Annotated in this window: 26 protein-coding genes and 1 other RNA gene; 15 read left to right on the top strand and 12 right to left on the bottom strand. The window is 50.9% G+C overall.

Features of this window, described 5'->3' with window-relative positions:
- Positions 1-155: 155 nt before the first annotated feature.
- The 10 genes from ABIE10_RS17010 to garP all read right to left on the bottom strand — a co-directional run bounded on the left by ABIE10_RS17010 (position 156) and on the right by garP (position 8027).
- The gene (locus ABIE10_RS17010; RefSeq protein ID WP_142418147.1) at positions 156-350 is read right to left on the bottom strand and encodes a CPCC family cysteine-rich protein; all 195 of its coding nucleotides are present in this window, start codon (positions 348-350) and stop codon (positions 156-158) included.
- 5 nt (positions 351-355) lie between these two features.
- Positions 356-610 carry a pyocin S6 family toxin immunity protein gene (locus ABIE10_RS17015; protein WP_047358510.1) on the bottom strand — a complete coding sequence of 85 codons (255 nt, stop codon included), beginning with the start codon at positions 608-610 and terminating at the stop codon, positions 356-358.
- Entirely contained in the window at positions 607-978 is a 372-nt protein-coding gene (locus ABIE10_RS17020; RefSeq protein WP_429156375.1) for a colicin E3/pyocin S6 family cytotoxin, read from the bottom strand. Before ABIE10_RS17020 ends, ABIE10_RS17015 begins: the two co-directional genes overlap by 4 nt.
- A 173-nt stretch (positions 979-1151) precedes the next feature.
- Positions 1152-1412, bottom strand: coding sequence for a bacteriocin immunity protein (locus tag ABIE10_RS17025; protein WP_200108100.1), 261 nt, complete (start codon positions 1410-1412; stop codon positions 1152-1154).
- A 1-nt stretch (position 1413) separates the two neighbouring features.
- Positions 1414-3042, bottom strand: coding sequence for an S-type pyocin domain-containing protein (locus ABIE10_RS17030; protein WP_429156377.1), 1629 nt, complete (start codon positions 3040-3042; stop codon positions 1414-1416).
- A gap of 324 nt (positions 3043-3366) precedes the next feature.
- Positions 3367-3743: RNase P RNA component class A (gene rnpB, locus ABIE10_RS17035), an RNA gene on the bottom strand.
- A gap of 32 nt (positions 3744-3775) precedes the next feature.
- Positions 3776-4921, bottom strand: coding sequence for a glycerate 2-kinase (gene garK, locus ABIE10_RS17040; protein ID WP_429156378.1), 1146 nt, complete (start codon positions 4919-4921; stop codon positions 3776-3778).
- A gap of 65 nt (positions 4922-4986) precedes the next feature.
- The gene (gene garR, locus ABIE10_RS17045) at positions 4987-5877 is read right to left on the bottom strand and encodes a 2-hydroxy-3-oxopropionate reductase (protein WP_016154635.1); all 891 of its coding nucleotides are present in this window, start codon (positions 5875-5877) and stop codon (positions 4987-4989) included.
- 29 nt (positions 5878-5906) lie between these two features.
- Positions 5907-6677: a 2-dehydro-3-deoxyglucarate aldolase gene (gene garL / locus ABIE10_RS17050; protein WP_005131731.1), complete on the bottom strand. Its 771-nt coding sequence runs from the start codon at positions 6675-6677 to the stop codon at positions 5907-5909.
- 15 nt (positions 6678-6692) lie between these two features.
- On the bottom strand, positions 6693-8027 hold the full coding sequence (gene garP / locus ABIE10_RS17055; RefSeq protein ID WP_003024898.1) for a galactarate/glucarate/glycerate transporter GarP: 1335 nt from the start codon (positions 8025-8027) through the stop codon (positions 6693-6695).
- Positions 8028-8430: 403 nt separating this feature from the next.
- Here garP and garD point away from each other — a divergent pair, with 403 nt between their 5' ends.
- Positions 8431-10002 (top strand): galactarate dehydratase, encoded by a 1572-nt coding sequence (gene garD / locus ABIE10_RS17060; protein WP_429156381.1) that lies wholly within the window; start codon positions 8431-8433, stop codon positions 10000-10002.
- 59 nt (positions 10003-10061) lie between these two features.
- On the opposite strand, the gene ABIE10_RS17065 is transcribed toward garD, so the two are convergent.
- Positions 10062-10871, bottom strand: a complete 810-nt coding sequence (locus ABIE10_RS17065) for a DeoR family transcriptional regulator (protein ID WP_016157548.1) — start codon at positions 10869-10871, stop codon at positions 10062-10064.
- Between the two features lie 219 nt (positions 10872-11090).
- Between ABIE10_RS17065 and kbaZ the strand changes: the two genes are divergently transcribed.
- From kbaZ to ABIE10_RS17125, 12 genes are all read left to right on the top strand, one after another.
- Positions 11091-12416, top strand: a complete 1326-nt coding sequence (gene kbaZ / locus ABIE10_RS17070; protein ID WP_115190130.1) for a tagatose-bisphosphate aldolase subunit KbaZ — start codon at positions 11091-11093, stop codon at positions 12414-12416.
- A 19-nt stretch (positions 12417-12435) separates the two neighbouring features.
- Positions 12436-12909, top strand: coding sequence for a PTS N-acetylgalactosamine transporter subunit IIB (gene agaV, locus ABIE10_RS17075; protein ID WP_016157550.1), 474 nt, complete (start codon positions 12436-12438; stop codon positions 12907-12909).
- Positions 12910-12919: 10 nt separating this feature from the next.
- Positions 12920-13699: a PTS N-acetylgalactosamine transporter subunit IIC gene (gene agaW / locus ABIE10_RS17080; RefSeq protein WP_003839998.1), complete on the top strand. Its 780-nt coding sequence runs from the start codon at positions 12920-12922 to the stop codon at positions 13697-13699.
- The gene (agaE, locus tag ABIE10_RS17085; protein ID WP_003024929.1) at positions 13689-14567 is read left to right on the top strand and encodes a PTS N-acetylgalactosamine transporter subunit IID; all 879 of its coding nucleotides are present in this window, start codon (positions 13689-13691) and stop codon (positions 14565-14567) included. Before agaW ends, agaE begins: the two co-directional genes overlap by 11 nt.
- Positions 14568-14583: 16 nt before the next feature.
- Positions 14584-15018 carry a PTS galactosamine/N-acetylgalactosamine transporter subunit IIA gene (gene agaF, locus ABIE10_RS17090; protein WP_065554769.1) on the top strand — a complete coding sequence of 145 codons (435 nt, stop codon included), beginning with the start codon at positions 14584-14586 and terminating at the stop codon, positions 15016-15018.
- Entirely contained in the window at positions 15015-16148 is a 1134-nt protein-coding gene (gene nagA, locus ABIE10_RS17095; protein ID WP_429156383.1) for an N-acetylglucosamine-6-phosphate deacetylase, read from the top strand. Before agaF ends, nagA begins: the two co-directional genes overlap by 4 nt.
- Before the next feature lie 301 nt (positions 16149-16449).
- The gene (locus ABIE10_RS17100; protein ID WP_016157554.1) at positions 16450-17604 is read left to right on the top strand and encodes an AgaS family sugar isomerase; all 1155 of its coding nucleotides are present in this window, start codon (positions 16450-16452) and stop codon (positions 17602-17604) included.
- Between the two features lie 12 nt (positions 17605-17616).
- Positions 17617-18492 carry a tagatose-bisphosphate aldolase subunit KbaY gene (kbaY, locus tag ABIE10_RS17105; RefSeq protein ID WP_016157555.1) on the top strand — a complete coding sequence of 292 codons (876 nt, stop codon included), beginning with the start codon at positions 17617-17619 and terminating at the stop codon, positions 18490-18492.
- Positions 18493-18676: 184 nt separating this feature from the next.
- Positions 18677-19153 (top strand): PTS galactosamine transporter subunit IIB, encoded by a 477-nt coding sequence (agaB, locus tag ABIE10_RS17110; protein ID WP_047413959.1) that lies wholly within the window; start codon positions 18677-18679, stop codon positions 19151-19153.
- Positions 19154-19207: 54 nt separating this feature from the next.
- A complete protein-coding gene (gene agaC, locus ABIE10_RS17115) occupies positions 19208-20008 on the top strand; it encodes a PTS galactosamine transporter subunit IIC (RefSeq protein ID WP_049281849.1) in 801 nt (266 codons plus the stop codon).
- Complete coding sequence (gene agaD, locus ABIE10_RS17120) at positions 19998-20789, top strand: PTS galactosamine transporter subunit IID (protein WP_047499692.1); 792 nt, start codon at positions 19998-20000, stop codon at positions 20787-20789. The genes agaC and agaD overlap by 11 nt, the downstream gene beginning before the upstream one ends.
- Positions 20790-20842: 53 nt before the next feature.
- Positions 20843-21562 carry a galactosamine-6-phosphate isomerase gene (locus tag ABIE10_RS17125; protein WP_016157559.1) on the top strand — a complete coding sequence of 240 codons (720 nt, stop codon included), beginning with the start codon at positions 20843-20845 and terminating at the stop codon, positions 21560-21562.
- 137 nt (positions 21563-21699) lie between these two features.
- Here the strand turns inward: ABIE10_RS17125 and rsmI are convergent, their stop codons facing one another.
- Positions 21700-22563, bottom strand: coding sequence for a 16S rRNA (cytidine(1402)-2'-O)-methyltransferase (gene rsmI, locus ABIE10_RS17130; RefSeq protein ID WP_016154652.1), 864 nt, complete (start codon positions 22561-22563; stop codon positions 21700-21702).
- A 63-nt stretch (positions 22564-22626) separates the two neighbouring features.
- Here rsmI and ABIE10_RS17135 point away from each other — a divergent pair, with 63 nt between their 5' ends.
- Together ABIE10_RS17135 and ABIE10_RS17140 are read left to right on the top strand one after the other, a co-directional pair.
- The gene (locus ABIE10_RS17135) at positions 22627-24678 is read left to right on the top strand and encodes a penicillin-binding protein activator (RefSeq protein ID WP_200047078.1); all 2052 of its coding nucleotides are present in this window, start codon (positions 22627-22629) and stop codon (positions 24676-24678) included.
- Positions 24636-25031 carry a YraN family protein gene (locus ABIE10_RS17140; protein WP_019077774.1) on the top strand — a complete coding sequence of 132 codons (396 nt, stop codon included), beginning with the start codon at positions 24636-24638 and terminating at the stop codon, positions 25029-25031. Before ABIE10_RS17135 ends, ABIE10_RS17140 begins: the two co-directional genes overlap by 43 nt.
- Positions 25032-25039: the final 8 nt, after the last annotated feature.

Consider the following 25039-nt stretch of genomic DNA (forward strand, 5'->3'; position numbering starts at 1 on the left):
CCTTAGATAAAAGAAGTTCAGCGCGTAAATAAAGGTCAAATAACGATGAGATGAATGGGAAATAAAGGCCTGATTCGTGGTGAACCAACTACAACAAAGAAAGGCCAGGACAAAGCCCAGCCGATGGAATCTACATATTCATGCTCGAGGCAATGTTAACTTACTTTGCGGCCTTGTCGGAATGCTTCACGCGCTTCGTTCAAACTCATAACATTTGCTCCCCCTTTGTAGTCAGGCTCTTCTGTTTGAATAGGATCATCTTCCCATGTGCAAACGGGGCAAATCTCATAGCTCCCTTCTTCGGGAAATTCATATTTTCCACAGCAAGGGCAAGAGTGTGCCAGATCCATCATTTTCAAACCTCGCCACCTGAAATCTGGTAGTCAAGATCGTCCTGGTAGAATTCTTTACCTAAAATCCTTTCAATGGCTCTAACTTTTTGTTCGGTTAGATTCCATCCCCCAAGCCCAGCAACAAAGTCGTTATAGTCTTCTTCACTCCACTCCATAACGTGGCTAACTTCAGGAAGTTTTTCTTTAGGCACTTCAACCTCAAAAATAAGTAGCTCATCTACACGATCAAATGCATCAACAGTATAAATAATTGTCATTTTTCTACCCTTCTTGTTGGATCTGCTGGTTTCGTCTGCACCCCTGATACAGGATCAAATTCCCCGAGATGGTTACGACCTGAGCGATCATACATTTCAACTGTACCGTGCTGTGAATCCCACTCAAAAATACGCCCTTTAGAATCCTTCCATCTTGAACGTAACGTTCCCCCACCTTTTACTGGTGTTCTTTTCTTCGCCGTTTTAGCGTCCGGAAATGCGGGTAATGGCGGTTTACCACGTGGAGCCACGTGATACTTATGATCTGCATTCAGATAAACATAAATCGGGTCAAACTTCCCGGCAGGGTGTACCAGAATATAATCCCTGAATGGGCGTTCTCCCGGTGCTGGCGTTTCCGTTGACACGGGCTGTTGATTTCACTTTCAGGGTAAACCAACGCGTTCGGAGGGACGTATAGGTGGTCTTGATTACCGGTATTTGAAGGTGATACATATCACTCTTTGGGAGACAAATAAAGCAGGTTATCAGACAAAATAAAGGCCGGAACAAAGCCCAGCCATTCACTCGCAATAAGGATTTACTCATCGCGAAAACCGGGCTTGCCATTGGCTTTACGCCACATTTTGACCTGTTGGACTACACCCTCGGGGCTATCATCCTGCCCGTCTTCAGGGTAGAAGATAAGGTCAGATCCAGCGGGGTGCTCAGCCAACCTTCTGAATTCTCTTACCAGCTTGTTTCCTTCCTCCTCAGTTTCAGTATCGGCTAAGCAAATTTTACGCACTAATTCTAAAAACTCTCTTTCCGTGTAGTCTGAAATGGATTTCTGATCAAACACTTTATTCCCCTTTAGCTGATGAATGAATTTCAATATGGCGTTTTGACGTAGTTACTCCCATGTTATCTACATTGTACACTTCACCTCCTTGGCTTATCGGGGTGATATGGTGCAACTCGTAACGCTCTCGGCCTCCGACAGAATCTTGTTCCCTGGTAAATGGGGAGTTTCCTTTCTGGATATGTGTCAAGTTATTAGACCTAAATTGTCGGCTCAGTTCTGGATCTTTTGAAACCTCCAGCCAGAAAGCCTGCCTGAAGTCGTCAAAATTGGAGAAGGTGCGTCCACGCAGTTTGTCAGCAATCTGAGACGGGATAGGCGAACCGTTACCCTGACCCGCATCAGCTAACCAGGTGCCAGAAATCTTTTGCCCCTTGCCTGTGACTTGCCCTGGCAGATTGCGAATATAAACATAAATCGGGTCAAACGTCCCGGCAGGGTGTACCAGAATATAATCCCTGAATGGGCGTTCTCCCGGTGCTGGCGTTTCTGTTGACCACGGGCTGTTGATTTCACTTTCAGGGTAAACCAGCACACTCGGAGGGACGTATACATTGTCCCGATTCCCGGTATTGGAAGGAGATTCATACCCAGGATCGTCTGGTGTCCAAACAATCGTTGGCTTACTTGCGCCATCCTCCCAGAACTCATAGTTCCCGGTGGTACTGTTCTTCTGAAGCATTCGAACCGGAACTTTGTCCTGCCCACCTCCGGCGCTGACATGAAAACCTTTCGGCCTTATCATCCCGTTTTGCTCTGCTTCCCAGCGAAAGCGAACGCGCGTTGGAACATCTTCTTTATTCCGTGCGGCCTGCTCAAGCCGCATTTTATCGATGTAGTCCTGTTCGCCGCTGTTGAGTTTTGGCGAGTAGAATATGCCAAACAGAAAAACGGTGGTGGGGTTGGGGACTATCCAACGGCCAGCAGCAGAAAGATTTCCCCCGATTTTTTGCAATGCTGTATATCCGGCTTCGGTCGCTGCACCCGTAGTTATCCCGGTCGTTGTCGCTATTCCTGCCGCCGCTGCGGCTTTGGTTGTGTCCGGTGAGTTGAAGAGACGTTTGTACCAGGGGGGATTATCTTCCAGTGGTGGGGTTGGTTCGTCTGGTTTGTGTTTCTTTGCTACCTGCGCGTGCTGAACAGGCTCTTCCTTGGTTTGTTCTGTCTGAGGCGCAGCACGGTAATAGCCTGCATGACCAAAATTATCGAGTCGCTCTTGCTCTGTACCAGCATCGGTGCAGCCTTCACCACGAAGACAGGATTTCGCGTAAACAGCAACAGGCAATGGCGCAACAATGGCGGAAGATGACGGGGAGGATGAACTCGGTACAACTGCACCCATTGCTGTGTTCGATGTTCTGGTTCCAGCCCCTCTGCGTGTTTCGTAGGTTTGCACCATTATTTGCGGAATAATTTTTGCCTTGCAAGGGCAACTGCTGAAACTGTCCAGACTACCCGCAACCAGACGCCCCTCGGTGGTTATCCATGATATTCCACCAATAATGTGATAAGTATTGTCGTCTTTACCACACGTTACCTTGTCGCCCATACGGGCTACTGGCGTGCCGTTGGTTCGTCTGTTTGGCGCTCCCTCCAGAACCTTACCACCACAGGTGGTGGGATCGTACATGTGTAGAATGTATCCCTTTGCCATAAGTCCTTTTGCTTGTTATTCATTTCTTCCAGAACGGCCATTGTACGAATAACATTCATATTTCAGAAGTGGTTTTTCCTCAAAATGAAACTGTGTTCCACAATATTTATTGTTGTGAATAATTCGCTGATATTCATTCGGCTTGTGAACTGTCGAATGTTTTAATCGCTGCACATTTTTTTGACTTCGTGACGTAGGTAAATGTCGTTGCGGCGGAGCGTATGAGGGATGTTGCAACCGTTGGTGTATCCCATGTCAGCTTCTGAGCGTCTGAGATACACCAACGTATTGTTTTTAAAGAGGTGAAGCTGACCGATAAGCCGGGTTCTGTCGTGGACAGTCATTCATCTAGGCCAGCAATCGCTCACTGGCTCAAGCAGCCTACCCGGGTTCAGTACGGGCCGTACCTTGTGAACCCCTATTTGGCCTTGCTCCGGGTGGAGTTTACCGTGCCACGGACTGTTACCAGCCGCGCGGTGCGCTCTTACCGCACCCTTTCACCCTTACCTGATCCCACTTGCGTGGGCCATCGGCGGTTTGCTCTCTGTTGCACTGGTCGTGGGTTTCCCCCCCAGGCGTTACCTGGCACCCTGCCCTATGGAGCCCGGACTTTCCTCCCCTCCGCCCGTCTCCCCCGAAGAGGACGACGACGAAGCGGCGACTGTCTGGTCAGCTTCGGCGCGCAGTATAGAGGGTTTGCGGGGCATTGTCACCCCGCACTGTGCATTCCTATCGCCAACGTGGCGGCGATGTTTCTTGAAGCGCGATAAATATTATCAAATGCCCCACGAAAGGCCTCTTCCAGCGTGCTGATGGTGGTTAATACGCTAAACACCGCATCGATACCATATTGATGCACCACCTCCACATCGCGCGTCAGGCTGCCGCCAATACCAATTACCGGCTTGTGGTACTTCTTCGCGACATTCGCCACACCCACCGGCACTTTGCCGTGAATGCTCTGGCTGTCAATCCGCCCTTCTCCGGTCACCACCAGCGTACAGTCATGAATATGCTCTTCCAGATTGAGCGCCTGGGTCACAATCTCAATACCACTGCGCAGCTCCGCACCTAAAAAAGCCATTAATGCGGCACCCATTCCGCCAGCCGCACCAGAGCCAGGAACGTCTTTCACATCAACCCGCAGCGATTTTTTAATGATGTCGGCATAGTGAGACAGATTGCGGTCCAGTTCGATAATACGTTCTTCCGTCGCCCCTTTCTGCGGGCCAAAAATGCGCGAAGCGCCAGTATCACCGGTGAGTGGATTGGTCACATCGCAGGCCACGCGAATTGAGCAGTTTTTTAAGCGCGGATCCAGGCCCGATATATCGATGGTGTTCAGACTCCCCAGGCTTCCACCACCGCTGCCAATCTCTGTCCCGTTGGCGTCGCAGAGTTTCGCCCCCAGCGCCTGCACCATACCCGCGCCGCCGTCGTTGGTCGCACTACCGCCAATACCAATAATGATGCTCTGCGCACCGCTATCCAGCGCCTGCAAAATCAACTCCCCGGTGCCACGCGACGTGGTGACTAACGGGTTACGCTTTTCAGGTGGAACCAACGCCAGACCGCTGGCTGCCGCCATTTCGATAAACGCGGTTTTACCATCTCCAGACATGCCCCAGCAGGCATTCACTTTTTCGCCCAGCGGCCCTGTCACCCACGCTGAATGTTCACTCCCCTGCGTAGCGGCAATCATGGCTTCGACCGTTCCTTCACCACCATCGGCAACCGGGACAGAAACATATTGCGCATCGGGGAAAATTTCCCGAAATCCTTTTTCTATTGCCTGAGCTACCTCGGTGGCAGAAAGGCTTTCTTTATAAGAGTCTGGGGCAATTACGATTTTCATAGTTATGTAGCCTGACAGTGCCGCGCAAGGCAAGAAATACAGGGCGCGCATCCGCGCCCTTCTTGTTAGCGAGTGACTTCCACTTTCGCCAGTTTTTCGTAGTAGCATGCGAGTGCGCTATGATCGGCGGTGCCCAGCCCATCAGCGCGTAGCGCCTGCATCATCTCCATGACTGCAGCAGTCAGCGGTAACTGAGCGCCAACGCCATGAGAGGTATCCAGCGCGTTCGCCAGATCTTTAATATGCAGGTCGATACGGAAACCCGGCTTAAAGTTTCTGTCCATAACCATTGGCGCTTTCGCATCCAGTACGGTGCTTCCCGCCAGCCCACCACGAATCGCCTGATACACCAGATCCGGGTTTACGCCCGCTTTGGTTGCCAGCGTCAGCGCTTCGGACATCGCCGCAATGTTCAGCGCCACAATCACCTGATTCGCCAGCTTGGTGACGTTACCCGCGCCGATGTCACCAGTATGTACCACGGAACCTGCCATCGCCTTCATCAGATCGTAATATTTGTCAAAAATCGCTTTATCACCGCCAACCATCACCGACAGAGTACCGTCGATAGCTTTCGGTTCGCCGCCGCTTACCGGCGCGTCCAGCATATCCACGCCTTTCGCTTTCAGCGCGTCGCTGATTTCACGGCTGGCTAACGGCGCGATGGAGCTCATGTCGATCAGCACTGTCCCCGGTTTCGCCCCTTCAATAATGCCGCCCTCTCCCAGCGCCACTTCTTTCACATGCGGAGAATTCGGCAGCATGGTGATGATCACATCGCACTGCTCGGCAATATCTTTCGCCGTGGCGGCGGTTTCTGCGCCTGCGGCAATCACTTCCGCAATGGATTCCGGGTTACGGTCAGCAACCACCAGCGAGTAACCTGCCTTGAGGAGGTTTTTACTCATTGGTTTACCCATAATACCGAGGCCAATAAAACCAACTTTCATTGTCATGTCTTTATCTCTCTCTACTGTCGAGGGGGTTATTTCTTAAAAGAATCAGCCAATTTTTGCGTAGCTGAACGGAACACGCCAAGATCGCTGCCAACGGCAACAAACGTCGCGCCCCACTCCAGATAACGACGCGCATCCGCCTCTACCGGGGCCAGAATGCCGCTTGGTTTGCCGTGTGCTTTCGCGCGGGCAAAAATATGCTGAATAGCTTTCTGCACATCAGGATGTGACGCATTGCCGAGGTGGCCTAACGCCGCAGCCAGATCGCTTGGGCCGACGAAGACCCCGTCGACGCCTTCTGTCGCCGCGATTGCGTCAACGTTATCGACGCCCTGCTGACTTTCGATCTGCACGATGATGGTGATGTTCTTATTCGACTGCGCAAAATAGTCCGGTACGGTGCCAAACATATTGGCGCGATGGGATACGGACACGCCGCGAATACCTTCCGGCGGATAGCGGGTCGACGCCACGGCGTTCACCGCCTCTTCTTCCGTCTCCACGAACGGGATCAGGAAGTTGTAAAATCCGATATCCAGCAGGCGTTTGATAATTACCGGCTCGTTGGTCGGTACGCGCACTACCGGCGCGCTGGCGCTGCCTTTCAGCGCCATCAATTGCGGGATAAACGTCGATATGTCGTTCGGCGCGTGTTCGCCGTCCAGCACCAGCCAGTCAAAACCCGCCAGGCCTAAAACTTCGGTACTGATTGGGCTGGCTAATGCAGACCAGCAGCCAATCTGAATCTGTTGCGCCGCGAGAGCCGCTTTAAACTTATTCGGAAAAATCGTGTTATTCATCGCTTACACCTTTGTTTATTTCTGCAATTCCATACGTTTAATGTCACCGACAATAAACAGGTAGCAAACCATTGCCATCAGCGCCGAACACCCTACAAACATCAGCGCAGCATTAAATGAGTGCAGCTCGCTCACCAGATACCCAATCACCAGCGGGGTGACGATGGAAGCCACATTGCCAAATACGTTAAATACCCCACCGCACAGACCGACAATCTCTTTCGGCGCAGTATCGGAAATCACCGGCCACCCCAGCGCCCCGAAGCCTTTACCGAAGAACGCCAGCGCCATCAGCGCCACCACCAGGGTGGTGTTATCAGTGTAGTTACACAGAATAATGGTCGAGGCGAGCAGCATTCCGAGCACAATCGGCAGCTTACGTGCCAGAGTGATGCTGAAGCCACGTTTAATCAGATAATCAGAGAACACGCCGCCGAGTACGCCACCGGCAAATCCGCACAGCGCAGGAATCGAAGCCACCAGGCCCACTTTCAGGATCGACATGCCTTTTTCCTGTACCAAGTAAATCGGGAACCAGGTGAGGAAAAACCAGGTAATTGTGTTGATAAAATACTGTCCGAAGAACACGCCGAGCATCATACGGTTAGTGAGCAACTGCTTGATATAATGCAGTTTAGGACCGCCTGACTTCACATCACCCGGCTTTTTATGGTCCATATCCACGACCGCGCCGTTTTCAGAGATAAACTTCAGCTCTTCTTGCGACATACGCGGGTGATCGGTTGGGTTATGAATAAACTTTACCCACAGTCCGGTGAGCACAAAACCAATCACGCCCATCACGGTAAAGACATGTTCCCAGCCCCAGGCGAAGGTCAGCCAGCCCAGCAGCGGTGAAAACAGCGCCAGAGAGAAATACTGTGCGGAGTTAAAAATTGCGGACGCAGTACCGCGCTCTTTCGTCGGGAACCAGGCCGCCACGATCCGGGCATTCGCCGGGAAGGACGGCGCTTCCGAGAAGCCCAGCATAAAGCGCATGATGAACATTGAAATACCCGCCCAGGCCAGCGGGAACATGTCGACAAAGCCCTGCAGGAAGGTAAACAGCGACCAGAAGAACAGGCTGTAGGTATAGACTTTCTTTGAACCGAACTTATCCAGCAGCCAGCCGCCGGGGATTTGCATTAACAGGTAAGCCCAGCCGAAAGCGGAGAAAATGTACCCCATTGAGATGGCACTGAGCTGTAACTCTTTCGCCACTTCCGTGCCGGCAATTGACAGCGTTGCACGGTCCGCATAGTTAACGGCTGTAACGATAAATATTATCAACAATATTAAGTAACGGGTGTGCGTGCCTTTCTTTTTCTCGACAACTGTATCCAGAATCATTCTAATTACCTCGGGTACATTAAATTTTTATTATTATTGGGTAGATATTCCTGGTGATAAATTACTGATAATAAGAATGCATAATAATTTATCAGACGCTATGAAACCGTGATTTAGTATAATCAGCAGCGCCACGTTAATCATTGTGCAAGCGCTCATTAAACATGCGTTATTTAAATAATGTTTTGGGCATATGCACATATGCATGGGCGCTAATGCACACATTTACGTATTGCTACCCCTGGTGGGGCGGCCTTGCTGAGTTTAAGTGATCATCATCACATTCTTGGCGATAAACTCCTGACATTCTTATTTCACGATACCGAATCTTTATTACTTATAATTAGATTCAAAATATAAATATCCACACTATTATCACCACCTTGTTGGAGAATACTGGACAATGGCCGACATCGAAATCAGACAAGAATCGCCAACGGCGTTTTATATTAAAGTTCACGAAACAGATAATGTGGCGATAATTGTCAATGACAATGGTCTGAAAGCTGGGACGCGTTTTCCAGACGGACTGGAACTCATTGAACATATTCCTCAGGGACATAAAGTGGCGCTCCTGGATATTCCTGTTCGCGGCGAAATCGTGCGTTATGGCGAAGTGATAGGCTATGCCGTTCGCGATATCCCACGCGGCAGTTGGATTGATGAATCAATGGTTGAGCTACCCAAGGCCCCGCCGCTGGAGACGCTGCCGCTGGCAACCAAAGTGCCAGAACCGCTGCCGCCTCTTGAAGGTTACACCTTCGAAGGTTATCGCAATGCAGACGGTAGTGTCGGCACCAAGAATCTGCTCGGTATTTCCACCAGTGTGCACTGCGTGGCGGGCGTGGTGGATTATGTGGTGAAAATCATTGAGCGCGATCTGCTGCCAAAATACCCGAACGTTGACGGCGTGGTCGGACTCAATCATCTGTACGGCTGCGGCGTGGCGATTAATGCCCCAGCCGCCATCGTGCCGATTCGTACCATTCACAATATTGCGCTAAATCCGAACTTTGGCGGTGAAGTGATGGTCATTGGACTCGGCTGCGAAAAACTGCAGCCAGAGCGCCTGCTGGAAGGCACGCACGACGTGAAAAGTATTCCGGTCGACAGCGCCAGCATCGTCAGCCTGCAGGATGAAAAACACGTTGGCTTTCAATCGATGGTTGCCGATATTTTGCAGGTGGCCGAACGCCATCTGGCAAAACTCAATCAACGCCAGCGTGAGACCTGCCCGGCGTCAGAACTGGTGGTCGGCATGCAGTGCGGCGGCAGCGATGCGTTTTCCGGCGTGACGGCCAACCCGGCGGTCGGTTATGCCTCCGACCTGTTAGTACGCTGCGGCGCCACCGTAATGTTCTCTGAGGTTACCGAAGTGCGCGATGCCATCCATCTTCTGACCCCACGTGCGATTAACGAAGAAGTAGGTAAACGCCTGCTCGAAGAGATGGCCTGGTACGATAACTACCTTGATATGGGCAAAACGGATCGCAGCGCCAACCCTTCTCCTGGCAACAAGAAAGGCGGTCTGGCAAACGTGGTGGAAAAAGCGCTGGGTTCTATTGCCAAGTCTGGCAAGAGCGCGATTGTCGAAGTCTTGTCGCCGGGTCAACGCCCAACCAAACGTGGCCTGATTTACGCGGCTACACCCGCCAGCGATTTTGTCTGCGGTACGCAGCAGGTCGCTTCCGGGATCACCGTGCAGGTGTTCACCACCGGTCGCGGTACGCCGTACGGCCTGATGGCCGTGCCGGTGATAAAAATGGCGACCCGAACCGAGCTGGCCAACCGTTGGTTTGACCTGATGGACATCAACGCAGGCACCATCGCCACCGGGGAAGAAAGCATTGAAGACGTGGGTCTGAAACTGTTCGAGTTTATTCTCGACGTCGCCAGTGGGCGTAAGAAAACCTTCTCGGATCAATGGGGACTGCATAACCAACTGGCGGTGTTTAACCCGGCGCCAGTGACCTGATTCCTGAAAGCTAAATTCGATTACAGGTCGGGGAGTTCGCAAACTTCCCGACTTTTTTATCAGATACTCACCAGAACAACCTCAATCCCATGTTTACGTAAACCTTCCAGACTATCCTCTGGAATACCTTCATCAACAATAATCATATCAATCCGCTGGGTATCAATGATCTTATGCAGGCTGGAGCGGTTAAACTTCGTCGAGTCAGTAACGACAATGATACGCTCAGCCACTTCACACATCCGACGGTTGAGACGCGCTTCATCTTCGTTGTGTGTGCTAACACCACGCTCTAAATCGATGGCATCAACGCCAAGAAACAGCATGTCGAAGTGATAATTTTGTAGCGATTGCTCTGCCTGATCGCCATAAAATGATTGCGACTGACGACGCAAATGGCCGCCGGTCATCAGCAGCTCAACCCCTTCGGCTTCCAGTAACGCATTGGCGACATTCATACCGTTGGTCATAGCAATGACGTTGGTTTGCTGGCGCATCAGGCGGGCAATTTCATACGTCGTGGTACCGGAGTCGAGAATCACGCGGTGCCCCGGTTTGATCAACTCCGCGGCGGCTCTGGCAATACTACGTTTTACCGCCGTATTGAGTGAGCTCTTATCTTCAACAGAAGGCTCCACAACAAGCGCATTGCTTTCGCAAATCAGCGCTCCACCATAGGCGCGTACCGCAATCCCCTGTTTTTCCAGAAAGGCGAGGTCGTTACGAATAGTGACCGTGGAGACGCCAAAAAATAAAGAAAGATCGTTAACCTGAACGCTTCCCTGCTGCCGTAATCGCTGGATGATCTGCTCACGTCTTTCGCTAGTGCCGATAACGCGCTTGTCTGCAGAGGACTCGGTGTTACTCATATGAAATCCTTTAGTTGAATCTTTCGTTTTATTTCGTTTTTTCTATTAACGCCTTTCTTTTACGTGAATGCAAGCCCCGTAAACGGGTAAGAGCCAGACAGACTTACGCTGAAACCTTTCATTGCGTTTCTTTTGTGAAACAGATCGGAAAACCATTATCTTTCGTTTTATTTTTATACCACCATGATGCAGTATTAAATGAAACAAAACGAAAGAGTGATGTCGCAGTTACCTGACCTGGAGAGGAAAGTGAAACATCTAACTAAAATGGTCGAGCAGCATAAATGGGGGAAGGCAAACGGGATTTATGCCGTTTGTTCCGCACATCCAATCGTACTGGAAGCCGCAATACGCTACGCCCATGCCAATCATACACCGCTGCTGATCGAAGCAACCTCTAATCAGGTTGACCAGTTTGGCGGCTATACGGGGATGACACCAGCCGATTTTCGCAGTTTTGTCTGCCGTTTAGCCGACTCGCTTAATTTTTCTCAGGATATGCTGATTTTCGGCGGGGACCATCTTGGGCCAAACCGTTGGCAAAATCTGCCAGCAGAAGAGGCAATGGCCAACGCTGACGATCTGATCAAGAGCTATGTCGCCGCAGGCTTTAAAAAGATCCACCTCGATTGCAGCATGTCGTGTACTAACGACCCGGTTCCCCTGACTGATGAAATCGTCGCCGAGCGCGCCGCACGCCTGGCAAAAGTAGCCGAAGAAACCTGTATGGCACATTTTGGTGAGTCTGACCTGGTCTATGTGATCGGCACAGAAGTTCCGGTTCCTGGTGGCGCTCACGAAGCGTTAACCGAACTGGCGGTAACAACGCCGGATGCCGCACGTGCAACGTTACAGGCCCATTATCACGCCTTTGAAAAGCGCGGGCTGGAAGGTATCTGGCCGCGTATTATCGCCCTGGTGGTACAACCTGGCGTTGAATTCGACCACACACACATCATTGATTATCAACCGCAGAAAGCCGTGGCACTCAGCAAAATGGTGGAAGACTACGACACGCTGGTTTTTGAAGCGCATTCTACCGATTACCAAACGCCACAGTCCTTGCGCCAACTGGTGATAGATCACTTCGCCATTCTGAAAGTGGGACCCGCGCTGACCTTCGCCCTACGTGAAGCACTGTTTTCGTTAGCCGCTATTGAAGAAGAATTGCTGCCAGCAAAAGCCAGTTCAGGCCTGCGACATGTGCTGGAAAGCGTGATGCTGGATCGACCAGAATACTGGCAGAGCCACTATCACGGCGATGGCAACGCGCGCCGTTTGGCCCGCGGTTATAGCTACTCCGATCGGGTTCGTTACTACTGGCCGGACAACCAGATTGATGAAGCATTCGAACGTCTGGTGCGTAATCTGGCGGATGACCCCATTCCACTGCCGCTAATTAGCCAGTATTTACCCTTGCAGTACGTAAAAGTGCGCGGGGGAGATCTCAGCGCCACACCGCGAGAACTCATCATTAACCATATTCAGGACATACTGCAGCAATATCACTGCGCCTGCCTGGGTGCTCCAGATCGTAACGAATAACAAAAAAGAGAAAAATACCATGCCAAACATTGTATTAAGTCGCATTGATGAACGTCTGATTCACGGTCAGGTTGGTGTGCAATGGGTCGGATTTGCGGGGGCAAATCTGGTGCTGGTCGCTAATGATGAAGTGGCTGAAGACCCAGTACAGCAAAACCTGATGGAAATGGTACTGGCAGAAGGGATCGCCGTACGCTTCTGGTCACTACAAAAAGTGATCGACAATATTCACCGTGCCGCCGATCGCCAGAAAATTCTGCTGGTTTGCAAATCGCCTGCGGATTTCTTCCGTCTGGTTGAAGGCGGTGTTCCTGTTAACCGTATCAACGTTGGCAATATGCACTATGCCAACGGCAAGCAACAAATCGCCAAAACGGTTTCTGTAGACGCTGCCGATATTACGGCGTTCAACGGGCTAAAAGCCGCTGGGGTGGAGTGCTTCGTTCAGGGCGTTCCAACAGAAGCCGCCCAGGACCTCTATAAACTTCTCTGAGGTATTCACAATGGAAATTAGTCTGTTGCAGGCTTTTGCGTTGGGTATTCTCGCCTTTATTGCAGGCCTGGATATGTTCAACGGGTTAACGCACATGCACCGCCCGGTTGTTCTCGGGCCGCTGGTCGGCCTGATTCTGGGCGATCTGCATACCGGTATTTTGACAGGTGGTACGCTGGAACTGGTGTGGATGGGCCTGGCCCCGCTGGCTGGGGCTCAGCCGCCAAACGTGATTATCGGCACTATCGTGGGAACCACGTTTGCCATAACGACAGGAGTAAAACCCGAAGTTGCCGTAGGAGTGGCGGTACCGTTCGCCGTAGCGGTACAGATGGGGATTACCTTCCTGTTCTCTGTGATGTCAGGGGTGATGGCTCGGTGCGATCGCATGGCAGCAAATGCCGATACCGCAGGAATTGAGCGGGTCAACTATTTGGCGTTGCTGGCGCTGGGGACCTTCTATTTTTTATGCGCGTTCCTGCCGATTTACTTTGGTGCGGAACATGCCAAAACCGCTATAGATGTTCTGCCGACTCGTCTGATTGACGGCCTCGGCGTGGCAGGCGGCATCATGCCAGCTATCGGCTTCGCCGTACTGCTGAAAATCATGATGAAAAACGTCTATATCCCCTACTTCATCCTGGGTTTTGTAGCCGCAGCCTGGCTCAAACTCCCTGTTCTGGCGATCGCAGCAGCAGCACTGGCAATGGCGCTGATCGATTTTCTGCGTAAATCACCTGAACCTACAGCTCCCGCAGCACAAAAAGAGGAATTCGAAGATGGCATCTAATCAAACGGCTCTGCCGAACGTTTCCGAAACCGAAGAAACGCTGCTGTCCGGCACCAATGAAAACGTCTACGAAGACCAGAATATCGGTGCTGAGCTGACGAAAAAAGATATCAACCGTGTTGCCTGGCGTTCAATGTTATTACAAGCCTCTTTTAACTACGAACGTATGCAGGCATCAGGATGGTTGTACGGCCTGTTACCTGCACTGAAAAAGATCCATACCAACAAGCGCGATCTGGCGCGTTCGATGAAAGGCCATATGGGCTTCTTCAACACGCACCCGTTCCTGGTCACGTTTGTTATCGGGATTATCCTTGCGATGGAACGCTCCAAGCAGGATGTCAACAGTATTCAAAGCACCAAGATTGCTGTAGGTGCTCCACTTGGCGGTATTGGTGATGCCATGTTCTGGTTAACGTTATTGCCTATTTGCGGTGGTATCGGGGCCAGTCTGGCGCTGCAAGGTTCTATTCTTGGCGCAGTTGTCTTTATTGTTATGTTTAACGTGGTTCATCTTGGTCTGCGCTTTGGGCTAGCACACTATGCTTATCGAATGGGCGTTGCTGCCATCCCGCTAATAAAAGCTAACACCAAAAAGGTTGGACATGCTGCATCCATCGTTGGGATGACGGTGATCGGCGCGCTGGTAGCGACCTATGTTCGCCTGAGCACTACGCTGGAAATTACTGCTGGCGACGCGGTTGTGAAACTGCAAACAGACGTTATAGACAAATTGATGCCAGCATTTTTACCGCTGGTCTACACATTGACTATGTTCTGGCTGGTCCGTCGTGGCTGGAGTCCTCTTCGTCTTATCGCCATTACCGTGGTGCTTGGCGTCGTAGGTAAGTTCTGTCACTTCCTGTAAATATAAGGGGTTGTAGATGTTAGGTATTATTTTGACGGGCCATGGCGGGTTTGCCAGCGGAATGGAAAAAGCGATGAAACAGATTTTGGGTGAACAGACTCAGTTCATCGCCATCGACTTTCCGGAAACCTCAACCACAGCCTTACTCACCTCGCAACTTGAACAGGCAGTGAGTGAACTGGATGCTCAGCAAGACATCGTGTTTCTAACAGACCTGTTGGGCGGGACGCCATTTCGCGTAGCTTCTACGCTGGCCATGCAAAGGCAAGGTACTGAAGTGATCACCGGTACCAATCTACAACTGCTACTGGAGATGGTGCTGGAGCGCGACGGCCTGAGCAGCGAAGCGTTTCGTGTGCAGGCGTTGGAGTGCGGACACAGGGGTTTAACCAGTCTGGTGGACGAGCTGGGACGCTGTCGCGAGGAAAAACCCGTTGAGGAAGGGATATGACAAAGCGATTGCGCGCCAGGCGTCTACTAACCGAACAGGGATGGCTGGATGATCATCAGTTACATATTGAAGACGGTATCATTGCAGCAATAGAGCCAATCCCATCCGGTGTTATGGAGCGCGACGCTGAACTGCTTTGTCCAGCTTACATTGATACCCACGTACATGGTGGTGCAGGCGTCGATGTGATGGATGAGGCACCGGATACGCTCGACAAACTGGCGATGCACAAAGCGCGTGAAGGGGTAGCCAACTGGCTACCCACTACCGTCACCGCTCCACTACCGGATATTCACAGTGCGCTGGAGCGTATTGCCCGTCGCTACCATTGCGGCGGGCCTGGCGCACAGGTGCTGGGCAGTTATCTTGAAGGCCCATATTTTACGCCGCAGAACAAAGGGGCGCACCCGCCTGAGCTTTTCAGGGAACTGGAGCTCAGTGAACTGGCTGAACTGATTACGGTTTCCCAGCACACATTGCGCGTCGTTGCGCTGGCACCAGAAAAAACTGGCGCATTGCAGGCTATCGAATATCTGAAGCGGCGTAACGTTCGAGTGATGCTGGGCCACAGCGCAGCCACCTGGGAACAAACCCGCGCGGCCTTTGATGCAGGTGCTGATGGATTGGTTCACTGCTATAACGGTATGACTGGGTTACATCACCGGGAGCCCGGTATGGTTGGCGCAGGGTTAACCGACCCTCGCGCCTGGCTGGAGCTTATCGCTGACGGACACCATGTCCACCCGGCGGCCATGAAGCTGTGCTGCTGTTGCGCGAAAGAGAGACTGGTGCTGATCACAGATGCCATGCAGGCAGCAGGAATGCCTGACGGGCGCTATTCGCTCTGCGGTGAGCAAGTGGAAATGCGCAGCGGAATTGTGCGTACCACGTCCGGTGGCCTGGCTGGCAGCACGCTCTCGGTTGATGCAGCCGTACGAAATATGATCGAGTTCACCGGGATAACGGCAGAAGAGGCAATTCATATGGCCTCTCTCCACCCTGCACGTCTGTTGGGAATCGATCGCCAACTGGGATCATTAGCTGTGGGTAAACGTGCCGACGCGATCGCGCTTAATAGCGGGCTGCATTTACAACAGATCTGGATTCAGGGTCAGGCTCTCCCCCTTTGACCTTTCATTTTGTCTTGTGTTGGCCTGCGATCCTTGATCGCAAGGCCTTTCTTTTCCTTTCGCTTAAGGAAATACTCAACCACCTTACAACAACTCTTATCTTTATAGATCAATAAGATAATTACATCCCTCGCTCTCACGATCACAGTTTTCTTTTTATTTCATTTCAGCTTATTGACCTTTCGATTTCTTTTCTATAGATTTTAATTAATAGATTAATTGAGCAAGTGAAACGAAACGAAAGATAGCGATATTTTCGCCAGCGTCTTATGTGGATTTTACAAGACTAAGGACTTAAGTTATGCCAGAAACCTATACCCCCGTTACTGCGGTAACGGGCACCTGGACCGAAGAAGAGATCCGTCAACAACCTGCCAGTTGGATCCGTTCTCTCACCAATATCGACAATATTCGATCCGCCATTGATAGCTTTCTTGCGCCATTGTTGCGCAAAAACGATCTGCGGATCGTACTAACCGGGGCCGGGACCTCAGCATTCATTGGCGACATCATCGCCCCGTGGCTGGCAAGCTACACCGGAAAAAACATCACTGCCGTTCCGACCACTGACCTGGTCACCAATCCGATGGATTATCTGAATCCCGCACATCCACTGCTGCTAGTTTCTTTCGCTCGCTCAGGTAACAGCCCAGAAAGCGTTGCTGCAGTAGAACTGGCTAATCAGTTTGTATCTGAGTGTTATCACCTGCCAATCACCTGTAACGAAGCTGGTTGCCTGTATCAAAACGCAGTCGCAAGCGACAATGCCTTTGCTCTGTTAATGCCCGCAGAGACACATGACCGTGGTTTTGCCATGACCAGCAGCATTACCACCATGATGGCCAGTTGCCTGGCAGTATTCGCCCCAGAGAAAATCAATAGTCAGACCTTCCGCGACGTAGCCGATCGGTGCCAGGCGATCCTGACTTCACTGGGCGATTTCAGCGACGGTGTGTTCGGCAATGATCCGTGGAAACGGATCGTCTACCTTGGTAGCGGTGGATTACAGGGAGCTGCGCGTGAATCGGCACTGAAAGTTCTGGAACTGACTGCGGGTAAACTGGCTGCATTTTATGACTCCCCGACTGGCTTTCGTCACGGTCCAAAGTCGCTGGTTGATAACGAAACGCTGGTAGTGGTTTTTGTTTCCAGCCACCCCTATACACGTCAGTACGATCTCGATCTGTTGGCAGAGTTACGCCGAGATCGTCAGGCGCTACGAGTTGTCGCAATTGCCGCACAAACCCATGAAGTGATTGAAGCTGGCCCACATATTCTGCTGCCGCCAGCACGCTCTTTCATTGATATGGAATTAGCGTTCTGCTTCCTGATCTACGCCCAGGTCTTTGCTTTGACGCAATCCATTAACATCGGCAATACACCGGATACGCCTTCTGCCAGCGGCACTGTGAACCGCGTTGTACAGGGCGTTGTTATTCATCCCTGGAACGCCTAAAAGGATCGTTATATGAGCATTATTTCCACAAAATATCTCCTGCTGGATGCACAAAAAAAAGGCTACGCCGTACCCGCCTTCAACATTCACAACGCCGAGACGATCCAGGCGATCCTTGAAGTATGCAATGAAATGCGATCGCCGGTGATCCTCGCCGGAACCCCAGGTACCTTTAAGCATATTGCACTGGAAGAGATCTATGCACTGTGCAGCGCTTATTCCACCAGCTACGACATGCCGCTGGCGTTACATCTCGATCATCATGAGTCTCTGGACGATATTCGCCGCAAAGTAAATGCAGGAGTACGCAGCGCAATGATCGACGGCAGCCATTTCCCGTTTGAAGAAAACGTGAAGCTGGTGAAATCCGTTGTAGATTTTTGCCATGCCAAAGATTGCAGCGTCGAAGCAGAGTTAGGTCGCCTCGGCGGTGTTGAAGATGACATGAGCGTGGATGCCGAAAGCGCCTTCCTCACCGATCCACAAGAAGCCAAACAGTTTGTTGAGCGTACCGGCGTAGACAGCCTTGCAGTCGCCATTGGTACGGCTCACGGCCTCTACACCAAAACGCCTAAAATCGATTTCCAACGGCTGGGTGAAATTCGTGAAGTAGTCGACGTTCCACTGGTACTACATGGCGCAAGCGATGTCCCTGACGAATACGTCCGCCGCACGATCGAACTTGGTGTGTGCAAAGTTAACGTTGCTACCGAGCTGAAGATTGCCTTTGCCGATGCAGTCAAAGCGTGGTTTGCGGAAAATCCACAAGGTAATGATCCCCGTTATTATATGCGGGTCGGTATGGATGCGATGAAAGAAGTGGTGCGTAGCAAAATTAATGTATGCGGCTCAGCAAACAAATTGATGGCTGTCCGCGAATTATCGTGACCATCGTTATATTTCTTTTTTATTCTTGAGTGCTATCTGCATAATGTCTGTTAGCACTCTTATTCGAATAATAGAGATATATAGCATTTAAATTACGCTGAATAAATTCATAAACTTGATACTGCAATAATAATATATTTCAATAATCAATGTAATTCAATCTTTTTATGGTGAGGATTAAAATATGAGTGGTCCAAAAATTCTGTTAACCCGCATTGATAACCGATTAGTACATGGACAGGTTGGCGTCACATGGACATCCACAATTGGTGCTAACTTGTTGGTCGTTATTGATGATGACGTTGCTCAAGATGAGATTCAGCAGAAATTAATGAGCATCACTGCTGAAACTTACGGTTTTGGCATCCGCTTTTTTTCCATAGATAAAACCATAAACGTTATCGGTAAGGCCGCACCACATCAGAAAATTTTTCTTATTTGTCGGACGCCACAAACAGTAAGAAGATTGCTCGAAGGAGGTATTCAACTGAACGATGTCAATGTCGGAAATATGCATTTCTCTGAAGGCAAAAAACAGATAAGCAGCAAAGTTTACGTTAATGAACAAGATCTTGATGACCTGCATTTTATAAAAAAACAGGGTGTTAATATTTTTATTCAGGATGTCCCCGGAGATCAAAAAGAACAGATTCCTGATTAAAAGGTTAAACAACTTTTTCATAATAAAAGGATTTATTTTCTTGAGGTGATATATATGCATGAAATAACCCTTATTCAGGGTATATCCCTGGCTGCATTAGTTTTCTTTCTTGGAATCGACTTTTGGCTGGAAGCCCTATTTTTGTTCAGGCCCATTATCGTATGTACGCTAACTGGTGCAATTCTCGGTGATATTCATATTGGCCTCATCACCGGTGGTTTGACCGAGCTGGCATTTGCTGGCCTGACGCCAGCGGGCGGCGTTCAGCCACCTAACCCGATAATGGCCGGTCTGATGACTACCGTTATCGCCTGGTCAACCGGCGTGGATGCCAAAACGGCCATCGGTCTTGGTTTGCCCTTCAGCCTTCTAATGCAATACGTAATATTGTTCTTTTACTCAGCATTCTCTCTGTTTATGGCAAAAGCCGATAACTGTGCGAAAGAAGCAAACACAAGCACATTTACGCGTCTGAACTGGCTGACAACACTGATTGTTGCTTCTTCATACGCCATCATCGCCTTCCTGTGTACGTATCTGGCACAGGGCGCTATGCAGTCACTGGTAAAAGCCATGCCCGCCTGGTTAACACATGGATTTGAAGTGGCGGGGGGCATTTTGCCTGCTGTTGGTTTTGGTTTGTTGCTCCGCGTGATGTTCAAAGCACAGTACATACCTTACCTGATTGCTGGCTTCCTCTTCGTCTGCTACATCCAGGTTAACAACCTACTGCCCGTCGCCGTATTGGGCGCAGGCTTTGCCGTATATGAATTTTTCAATGCGAAAGCCAAACAGCAGGCTCAACTTGCCACTAATAAAAACAATGAAGAAGGGGACTATAGCAATGGGATCTGAAATCAGTAAAAAAGACATTACTCGCCTTGGCTTTCGCTCGTCATTTCTTCAGGCCAGCTTTAACTATGAAAGGATGCAGGCAGGTGGTTTTACCTGGGCTATGCTCCCGGTACTAAAAAAAATTTATAAGGATGATAAAGCCGGTCTAAGCGCGGCGATGAAAGATCATTTAGAATTTATCAATACCCACCCTAATCTGGTCGGTTTTCTGATGGGATTATTGATCTCAATGGAAGAAAAGGGGGAAAACCGCGACACAATTAAAGGCTTGAAAGTGGCGCTATTTGGACCTATCGCCGGGATCGGCGATGCCATTTTCTGGTTCACCTTACTGCCTATTATGGCGGGGATATGTTCATCTTTCGCCAGCCAGGGAAACATACTGGGACCAATTTTGTTTTTCGCCGTTTATTTGATGATCTTTTTCTTGCGCGTCGGCTGGACGCATGTCGGTTACTCGGTAGGTGTTAAAGCTATCGACAAAGTACGAGAAAATTCGCAGATGATCGCCCGTTCAGCAACGATCCTCGGGATCACAGTTATTGGCGGACTTATCGCATCCTATGTGCACATTAACGTTGTAACTTCTTTTGCAATCGACAGTACCCACAGCGTGGCATTACAGCAGGATTTTTTCGATAAAGTATTCCCGAATATTTTACCGATGGGCTACACGTTACTGATGTACTACCTGTTGCGGGTGAAAAAAGCACATCCAGTACTGTTAATCGGCGTGACGTTTGTACTGTCAATTATCTCTTCAGCACTCGGCATACTTTAAACGAAATAAGGGTGAAGCAGCCTGCAACACCCTACTTCAAAAGGACTCGAAAAATGCAATATATTCAGTATTGCGACAATTATGACGTATTGAGCGATCGCGCCAGCGAACAGTTAATTACGCTGATACAGAATAAACCTGATGCAACTATCTGTCTGGCAACAGGAGGCACCCCCCTTCTCACATATCGCTACTTTGTCGAGAAAATTAACCAACGTAATATCGATTTTAATCGAGTGGTTTTCGTGAAATTGGATGAGTGGGTCGGTATTCCGTTGAACTCTCCTGCAACGTGTGAATCTTTCCTGCAACAACACATCGCTCAACCGCTGGGTTTACGAGCTGAACAGTTGGTTGGTTTTCAATCTGAAAATGTTAACGAGCAGGAGTGCGAGCGCATCACAGAGATAATTGCCAGCCGAGGCGGCCTCGATTTATGTCTGCTCGGAATAGGTAAAAATGGCCATTTGGGGTTGAATGAACCTACAGAGCTCCTGGAGCCGTTTTGCCATATCAGCGTACTTGAGGAGAAAACGCGCCATCATGACATGTTAAAAACAGCTGGTAGTCGTGTGACTCACGGCATTACGCTGGGATTGAAAGACATCCTGAATGCAAAAGAGATTTTGTTGCTGATAGCAGGTGAAGGGAAGCACGATGCGGTAGAAAAATACCTAGCCGCCTCCGTTACTACTACTATTCCTGCTTCATTTTTATGGTTGCACCGCAATGTCAGTTGCCTGATTGACGGCTCACAATATCCTGATAAATAAAATTTACAGCAACCGCCACATCCCCCTGACGCAGCAACGCGTTGCAGTTTGCCTTTTAACTGCAACGCTTTCAGCGATTTCTTCCGACATTTCTTCCGACATTTCTTCCGACAAGCCGGTGATTAATGCAGGCCTTCTTACTCCCCCTGCTGTTCCAGCGCGTACTTATACAGCGCATTCTTCTTCACGCCGTGGATCTCAGCGGCCAGTGCGGCGGCCTTTTTCAGCGGCAGCTCTGCCTGCAATAAGGCCAACGTACGCAGCGCATCAGCCGGAAGGTCGTCTTCTTGCGCTTTGTGTCCTTCGACAATCAGCACCATTTCGCCTTTTCGACGGTTTTCATCTTCCTTGACCCACGCCAGCAGTTCGCCGACCGGCGCACCGTGAATAGTTTCCCAGGTTTTGGTCAACTCACGCGCCAACACCACGTAGCGGGATTCGCCCCAGACAGCAACCATGTCTTCCAGGCTATCCAGCAAACGGTGGGTGGATTCATAAAAAATAAGCGTACGCGGTTCAGCCTCAATGGCTTTCATCGCATCACGACGCCCTTTCGATTTGGCAGGCAGAAAACCTTCATAGCAAAAGCGGTCTGAAGGCAGACCTGCAGCGCTCAGGGCAGCAATCGCCGCGCAAGGGCCTGGCAGGGGAACAACGCGGATCCCTGCTTCGCGGCAGGTCCGTACCAGATGGTAGCCAGGATCGTTAATCAGCGGCGTTCCGGCATCGGAAACCAGCGCAATGTTTTGCCCTTCTTTAAGCTTCGCCACCAGCGTTTCGGCCTTTTGTTGCTCGTTGTGGTCATGTAAAGCGAACAAACGCGCGTTAATCGCGAAGTGTTGTAACAAGAGTCCTGTATGACGAGTGTCTTCAGCGGCAATCAAATCAACGGCTTGTAAAACTTCGAGCGCTCGTTGGGTAATATCAGCCAAATTTCCTATAGGAGTAGGTACAATAAAGAGTTGGCCTTGAGAATTATCCGCCGATTCGTGTTGTTTCATTGTGTCGTCCGTATTGCCGATTTAATATTGAGCATTGAGTAAAAAAATATCACTGGATACAGTATGGTACCCTCAACATTTTCTCGTTTGAAAGCCGCACGCGCGCTACCAGTCATTCTGGCAGCACTGATTTTCGCAGGCTGTGGCACCCAGGCGCCAGACCAGAGTGCAGCCCATATGCAGGGCACTGCGCAGGCTGATTCCGGCTTTTATCTGCAACAAATGCAGCAAAGCTCAGATGATAGCAAGACCAACTGGCAATTACTCGCCATTCGTGCACTGCTGAAAGAAGGCAAGAGCCAACAGGCTATCGAGTTGTTCAACCAGCTACCACAGAAGTTAAGCGATACCCAGCGTCGTGAGCAGTCACTGCTGGCCGTCGAAATTAAGCTCGCGCAGAAAGATGTCGCTGGCGCACAGACCCTGCTGGATAAGCTAACCCCCGCCGATTTTGATCAAAACCAGCAGGCGAGATACTGGCAGGCGCAAATCGACGTCAACCAGGGTCGTCCATCACTGACGTTACTGCGCGCGCTGATCGCCCAGGAACCGCTGCTGGCCGCGAACGCTAAGCAGAAAAACATGGATGCCACCTGGCAGGCTCTGTCATCCATGACCCAGGAGCAAGCGCAGGCGTTGGTCATCAATGCGGATGAAAACGTGCTGCAAGGCTGGTTGGATCTCCAGCGCGTCTGGTTCGATAACCGTAACGATCCAGACATGATGAAAGCCGGTATTGCTGACTGGCAGAAACGTTATCCACAAAACCCGGGGGCAAAACTATTGCCAACGCAGTTGGTTAACGTGCAGAGCTTTAAACCCGCTTCCACCAGCAAAATTGCTCTGCTGCTGCCGCTGAACGGTCAGGCCGCTGTATTTGGCCGTACTATTCAGCAAGGCTTTGAAGCTGCGAAAAATATGGGTACTCAACCCGTAGCGGCCCCTGCTGTTACCGCGCCTGCTGCGGATACAGCGGCTGCGACGACCACGGAACAGCCGCAAACGACTGACGGTGTTGCCAGTCCGGCTCAGGCGTCAGTAAGCGATCTGACCAACGAGACGCCAGCACAGCCAGAAGCTACAGCTCCACAACCAACAGCGCCTGCGCAGCCAACAACCGCCAGCGCACCAGCGAATCCGTCCGCGGAGCTGAAAATCTACGACACGTCATCACTGCCGCTGAATCAGATCCTGACTCAGGTTCAGCAGGATGGCGCCAGCATCGTGGTTGGCCCACTGTTGAAGAACAATGTTGAAGAGCTGATGAAAAGCAACACGCCATTAAACGTCCTGGCGCTTAATCAGCCGGAGTCGGTGAAAAACCTGCCGAACGTCTGCTACTTCGCTCTGTCGCCAGAAGATGAAGCGCGCGACGCAGCACGCCACATTCGCGATCAAGGAAAACAGACGCCGCTGTTGTTGATCCCGCGGAGTTCGTTAGGCGATCGCGTTGCCAACGCCTTTGCACAGGAGTGGCAAAAACTGGGTGGCGGCGTGGTGCTGCAGCAGAAGTTCGGCTCCACCGCTGAGCTGAAAATGGGCGTCAACGGCGGCTCGGGGATTTCCCTGACGGGCAGCCCGGTGGCCTCTTCTGTACCCGCGCAGCCTGGCGTGACGATTGGCGGTCTGACCATCCCGGCAGCACCTACCGATGCGCAAATCACCGGCGGCAGCGGTCGTGTTGATGCCGTATATATTCTGGCAACGCCGGAAGAAATTGCATTTATAAAGCCGATGATCGCCATGCGCAACGGTAGCCAGAGCGGTGCCACGCTGTACGCCAGCTCCCGTAGCGCGCAGGGAACTGCCGGCCCGGATTTCCGTCTGGAGATGGAAGGCTTGCAGTACAGCGAAATTCCGATGCTGGCAGGCGCTAACGCCCCTCTCATGCAGCAGGCGCTGGGCGCGGTTCGTAACGACTACTCGCTGGCACGTATGTACGCGATGGGCGTCGATGCCTGGTCGCTTGCCAACCACTTCTCGCAAATGCGTCAGGTGCAGGGTTTCGAAATTAACGGCAACACCGGAGCCTTAACCGCAACGCAGGATTGTGTGATTAACAGGAAGTTATCATGGCTCAAATACCAGCAAGGACAAGTCGTCCCCGCCAGTTAACGAGTAAACAGACCGGTGACGCGTGGGAATCCACCGCGCGTGACTGGCTGCAGAGCAAGGGACTGCATTTTATCGCCGCCAACGTGCATGAGCGTGGCGGCGAAATCGACCTGATAATGCGTGAAGGCAACACCACCGTATTTGTTGAGGTTCGCTATCGGCGCTCAGCCCAGTTTGGCGGTGCAGCGGCGAGTGTGACCCGGAGCAAACAACACAAATTATTACAGACTGCCCGCTTGTGGCTTGCGCGCCACAATGGAAGTTTTGATACTGTGGATTGCCGGTTCGATGTGTTAGCCTTCACCGGAAATGATGTTGAGTGGTTTAAGGACGCGTTCAACGACCGCTCATAGTTGAAGAT

The organism is Citrobacter sp. 506, from assembly GCF_050434985.1.
GTDB lineage: Bacteria > Pseudomonadota > Gammaproteobacteria > Enterobacterales > Enterobacteriaceae > Citrobacter > Citrobacter braakii.

What these genes read in the sequence shown, in the direction of transcription:
- ABIE10_RS17010 (WP_142418147.1), bottom strand. Translation starts at nt 350, where the DNA reads ATGGATCTGGCACACTCTTGCCCTTGCTGTGGAAAATATGAATTTCCC.
- ABIE10_RS17015 (WP_047358510.1), bottom strand. Translation starts at nt 610, where the DNA reads ATGACAATTATTTATACTGTTGATGCATTTGATCGTGTAGATGAGCTA.
- ABIE10_RS17030 (WP_429156377.1), bottom strand. Translation starts at nt 3,042, where the DNA reads ATGTACGATCCCACCACCTGTGGTGGTAAGGTTCTGGAGGGAGCGCCA.
- garK (WP_429156378.1), bottom strand. Translation starts at nt 4,921, where the DNA reads ATGAAAATCGTAATTGCCCCAGACTCTTATAAAGAAAGCCTTTCTGCC.
- garR (WP_016154635.1), bottom strand. Translation starts at nt 5,877, where the DNA reads ATGACAATGAAAGTTGGTTTTATTGGCCTCGGTATTATGGGTAAACCA.
- garL (WP_005131731.1), bottom strand. Translation starts at nt 6,677, where the DNA reads ATGAATAACACGATTTTTCCGAATAAGTTTAAAGCGGCTCTCGCGGCG.
- garP (WP_003024898.1), bottom strand. Translation starts at nt 8,027, where the DNA reads ATGATTCTGGATACAGTTGTCGAGAAAAAGAAAGGCACGCACACCCGT.
- garD (WP_429156381.1), top strand. Translation starts at nt 8,431, where the DNA reads ATGGCCGACATCGAAATCAGACAAGAATCGCCAACGGCGTTTTATATT.
- ABIE10_RS17065 (WP_016157548.1), bottom strand. Translation starts at nt 10,871, where the DNA reads ATGAGTAACACCGAGTCCTCTGCAGACAAGCGCGTTATCGGCACTAGC.
- kbaZ (WP_115190130.1), top strand. Translation starts at nt 11,091, where the DNA reads ATGTCGCAGTTACCTGACCTGGAGAGGAAAGTGAAACATCTAACTAAA.
- agaV (WP_016157550.1), top strand. Translation starts at nt 12,436, where the DNA reads ATGCCAAACATTGTATTAAGTCGCATTGATGAACGTCTGATTCACGGT.
- agaW (WP_003839998.1), top strand. Translation starts at nt 12,920, where the DNA reads ATGGAAATTAGTCTGTTGCAGGCTTTTGCGTTGGGTATTCTCGCCTTT.
- agaE (WP_003024929.1), top strand. Translation starts at nt 13,689, where the DNA reads ATGGCATCTAATCAAACGGCTCTGCCGAACGTTTCCGAAACCGAAGAA.
- agaF (WP_065554769.1), top strand. Translation starts at nt 14,584, where the DNA reads ATGTTAGGTATTATTTTGACGGGCCATGGCGGGTTTGCCAGCGGAATG.
- nagA (WP_429156383.1), top strand. Translation starts at nt 15,015, where the DNA reads ATGACAAAGCGATTGCGCGCCAGGCGTCTACTAACCGAACAGGGATGG.
- ABIE10_RS17100 (WP_016157554.1), top strand. Translation starts at nt 16,450, where the DNA reads ATGCCAGAAACCTATACCCCCGTTACTGCGGTAACGGGCACCTGGACC.
- kbaY (WP_016157555.1), top strand. Translation starts at nt 17,617, where the DNA reads ATGAGCATTATTTCCACAAAATATCTCCTGCTGGATGCACAAAAAAAA.
- agaB (WP_047413959.1), top strand. Translation starts at nt 18,677, where the DNA reads ATGAGTGGTCCAAAAATTCTGTTAACCCGCATTGATAACCGATTAGTA.
- agaC (WP_049281849.1), top strand. Translation starts at nt 19,208, where the DNA reads ATGCATGAAATAACCCTTATTCAGGGTATATCCCTGGCTGCATTAGTT.
- agaD (WP_047499692.1), top strand. Translation starts at nt 19,998, where the DNA reads ATGGGATCTGAAATCAGTAAAAAAGACATTACTCGCCTTGGCTTTCGC.
- ABIE10_RS17125 (WP_016157559.1), top strand. Translation starts at nt 20,843, where the DNA reads ATGCAATATATTCAGTATTGCGACAATTATGACGTATTGAGCGATCGC.
- rsmI (WP_016154652.1), bottom strand. Translation starts at nt 22,563, where the DNA reads ATGAAACAACACGAATCGGCGGATAATTCTCAAGGCCAACTCTTTATT.
- ABIE10_RS17135 (WP_200047078.1), top strand. Translation starts at nt 22,627, where the DNA reads ATGGTACCCTCAACATTTTCTCGTTTGAAAGCCGCACGCGCGCTACCA.
- ABIE10_RS17140 (WP_019077774.1), top strand. Translation starts at nt 24,636, where the DNA reads ATGGCTCAAATACCAGCAAGGACAAGTCGTCCCCGCCAGTTAACGAGT.